Genomic DNA, 3244 nt, shown 5'->3' on the forward strand with positions numbered 1-3244 from the left:
CTCGCCGGTTGCCGGCGGCGCGCCCTTCGCGGCCGGCTGGCGCGCGTCGCCGCGCCGTTCGTCATTGCGGGGCCCGCGCGGTGCGGGTGCCGGCTTGCCCGCCGGCGTGCCCTGCTGCTGGCGCGGCGGCTGGCCCTGCTGCTCGCGCGCATCGGCCGCACCATCCGGGTGCTTCGCCGACGGCGTATTGGCCCGCGTCGGCGCGGGACTTTTAGAAACATTCGACATGGGGGCGCATTATAATCCCGCCCATGAATTCCCAAACCGACCTCCCTCCCGCCCAGACCGGCGCCGCGACGCCGCCGGCCGCCGACGATTCGGCCGCCAGCCATGCGCAGTTCGTCGACTGGATGCGCTCCGTCGCGCCCTATATCCACAAGTTCCGCAACAGCACGTTCGTCGTGGGGTTCGGCGGCGAGGTGGTGCAGCAGGGTCTGCTGAATGCGCTCGTGTCCGACATCGCGCTGTTGCAGGCGATGGGCATCCAGATCGTGCTGGTGCACGGCTCGCGGCCGCAGGTCGAGGAGCAGCTGAGCCTGCACGGTGTCGAATCCGAGTTTTCGCACGGGCTGCGCATCACCGATGCGCGCGCGCTCGAATCCGCGAAGGAAGCGGCCGGCGAAGTGCGTCTCGACATCGAGGCCGCGATCAGCCAGGGTCTGCCGAACTCGCCGATGGCGCACGCGCACATCAGCGTCGTGTCCGGCAACTTCGTGACCGCGCGGCCGGTGGGGATTCTCGACGGGGTCGATTTCGCGCACACGGGCATCGTGCGCAAGATCGACGCCGAATCGATCCGTCATTCGCTCGCGAGCCGCAAGCTCGTGCTGCTGTCGCCGCTCGGTTTCTCGCCGACCGGCGAGGCGTTCAACCTGTCGATGGAAGACGTCGCGTCGGCGGCCGCGATCGCGCTGCGCGCCGACAAGATCATCTTCCTCACCGACGGGCCCGGCATCGTCGACGACGAAGGCGAGCTGGTGCGCGAAATGTCGCTCGACGCGGCGGCCGAGCTGCTGGATTCCGGCAACATCCAGGGCGACGACGCGTTCTTCCTGAAGCACTCGATCCGCGCATGCCGCGGCGGCGTGACCCGGGCGCACCTGATCCCGCAGTCGCTCGACGGCAGCATGCTGCTCGAACTGTTCCTGCACGACGGCGTCGGCACGATGATCTCGTACGAGAACCTCGAAAGCCTGCGCGAGGCGACGCCGGACGACGTCGGCGGCATCCTGTCGCTGATCGAGCCGCTCGAGTCCGACGGTACGCTGGTGCGGCGCGGCCGCCACCAGATCGAACGCGACATCGACCACTTCTCGGTGATCGAGCACGATGGCGTGCTGTTCGGCTGCGCGGCGCTGTACCCGTACCAGCAGGAGAAGATCGGCGAGATGGCGTGCCTGACGGTCGCGCCGGAAGCGCAGGGCTCGGGCGACGGCGAACGCCTGCTCAAGCGCATCGAGCAGCGCGCCCGCGCGCGCGGCCTCACGCACATCTTCGTGCTCACGACGCGCACCGAGCACTGGTTCCTCAAGCGCGGCTTCGTCAAGGTCAGCGTCGACGACCTGCCGGAAGACCGCCGCAAACTCTATAACTGGCAGCGCAAGTCGCTCGTGCTGATGAAGCAGCTCTGAGCGCAGGCACGACTGCCCTCCCCCCCCAGACACCGATTACAGGAGAAGTACACGATGGCTCGAATGATCCAATGCGCGAAGCTCGGCAAGGAAGCCGAAGGCCTCGATTTCCCGCCGCTGCCGGGCGAACTCGGCAAGCGCATTTACGAGAGCGTCTCGAAGGAAGCGTGGCAAGGCTGGCTCAAGCAGCAAACGATGCTGATCAACGAAAACCGCCTGAACATGGCCGACCCGCGCGCGCGCCAGTACCTGATGAAGCAGACGGAGAAGTACTTCTTCGGCGACGGCGCGGACCAGGCGTCCGGCTACGTGCCGCCGACGGAAGGCTAAGCGACGCTCGACTCGCGACGGCCGGCAGCGCCGATCTCGTCGTGACTTGAAGCAAACGCCCGAACGGCACCGTGGATCGCACGGTGCCGTTTGCTTTTGGGCTGCGTAATCGGAACGAGTCGAGGCTGCGCCACGCGTGCTCGATCCGACGCGCGATGCCGACGGAGCGCCGAATCACCGAATCGCCGCATCGCCAGCGTGCCGAATCACTCCGGCCTCCCCCGCTCAACCCGCCGGTTTCAACGTGCCGCGATCGTCCGGCTGCGCCGGCTCGCCGACCGGACGATCGGCGCTCGCGCCTTCGGTGCCCCACTCTGCCGCATCGCCACGCTCGGCGCTCGACAGCTCGTCGGCGCGATATCCGGTGCGATTGAGCAGCGCCAGCATGCAAGCGAGCGACACGAGCGCATAGAGCCCCGACGCGATCGCGACGCCGACGATGCTGCCGGTCGCATTGAGAATCGCCTGCGCGAGCACCGGCGTGCCGCCGCCGACGACCAGCGCGCTCAACTGATACGCGAGCGACAGGCCCGTATAGCGGATGTTGGCGGGGAACACGCGGGCGAGCACGCCGCCGACCGCGCCGTAGAACATCGCCGACGGAATCGTCGAGATGCACATGCCCGCGACGGCGACCCAGTACGAACGCGTCGCGAGCGCATGGAACATCACGGGCATCAGCACGATTTCCGGAATCAGGATCCAGCACATCGCGCGTCGCATGTCGACCTTCGACACGAACCACGCGCCGACCGGCTGCATCAGGAATTGCACGACGAGCGAGATCGACAGGATGCCGAGGAACGTGCCCTGCGCGTAACCGAGCTCCTTGGTCGCCCACGACAGCGCGAACGTGCTGCGGAAATACGTGACGTTGATCACCGGCAGCGTGCCGGCCGCGAGCAGCACGACGACCCAGTGGTCGCGCACGACGTCGCGCAGCGGCAGCTTCACCGTGCGCTTGCGCGCGAGCACGCGCTGCATGTCGACCGACTCCTCGAGCCTCAGCCGGATCACCATGCCGATGATCACGAGCACGGCCGACAGCAGGAACGGAATACGCCAGCCCCACATCAGGAACGACGGGGCCGGCAGCGTGCTCAGCGCGAAGAATGCCGCCGTGGCCAGCAGGTTGCCGGTGGGCGAGCCTTGCTGCGCGAACGCCGCATACAGGATGCTGCGATGCTTCGGTGCATTCTCGCTCGCGATCAGCACCGCGCCGCCCCACTCGCCGCCGACCGCGATGCCCTGTAGCACGCGCAGCACGACGAGGCCCGCCGGCG

The 3244-nt window shown here is 67.8% G+C and carries 4 protein-coding genes; 2 read left to right on the forward strand and 2 right to left on the reverse strand.

The genetic code is table 11. The annotated features are described in order from the left end of the window. Positions 1 to 228 (reverse strand): hypothetical protein (locus H3O04_RS34665; RefSeq protein ID WP_202589446.1); only part of this gene is annotated, 228 nt, incomplete at its 3' end. 23 nt (positions 229 to 251) lie between these two features. Between H3O04_RS34665 and argA the strand changes: the two genes are divergently transcribed. Then, a complete protein-coding gene (argA, locus tag H3O04_RS34670; protein ID WP_006497806.1) occupies positions 252 to 1631 on the forward strand; it encodes an amino-acid N-acetyltransferase in 1380 nt (459 codons plus the stop codon). Positions 1632 to 1685: 54 nt separating this feature from the next. Continuing rightward, complete coding sequence (locus H3O04_RS34675; RefSeq protein WP_006478357.1) at positions 1686 to 1961, forward strand: oxidative damage protection protein; 276 nt, start codon at positions 1686 to 1688, stop codon at positions 1959 to 1961. A gap of 225 nt (positions 1962 to 2186) precedes the next feature. Here H3O04_RS34675 and H3O04_RS34680 read toward each other — a convergent pair. Beyond that, a partial coding sequence (locus tag H3O04_RS34680; protein ID WP_202589447.1) for an MFS transporter occupies positions 2187 to 3244 on the reverse strand: 1058 nt, incomplete at its 5' end.

This window comes from Burkholderia sp. KCJ3K979 (assembly GCF_016759955.1).
In the GTDB taxonomy this organism is placed as follows: Bacteria; Pseudomonadota; Gammaproteobacteria; order Burkholderiales; family Burkholderiaceae; genus Burkholderia; species Burkholderia orbicola.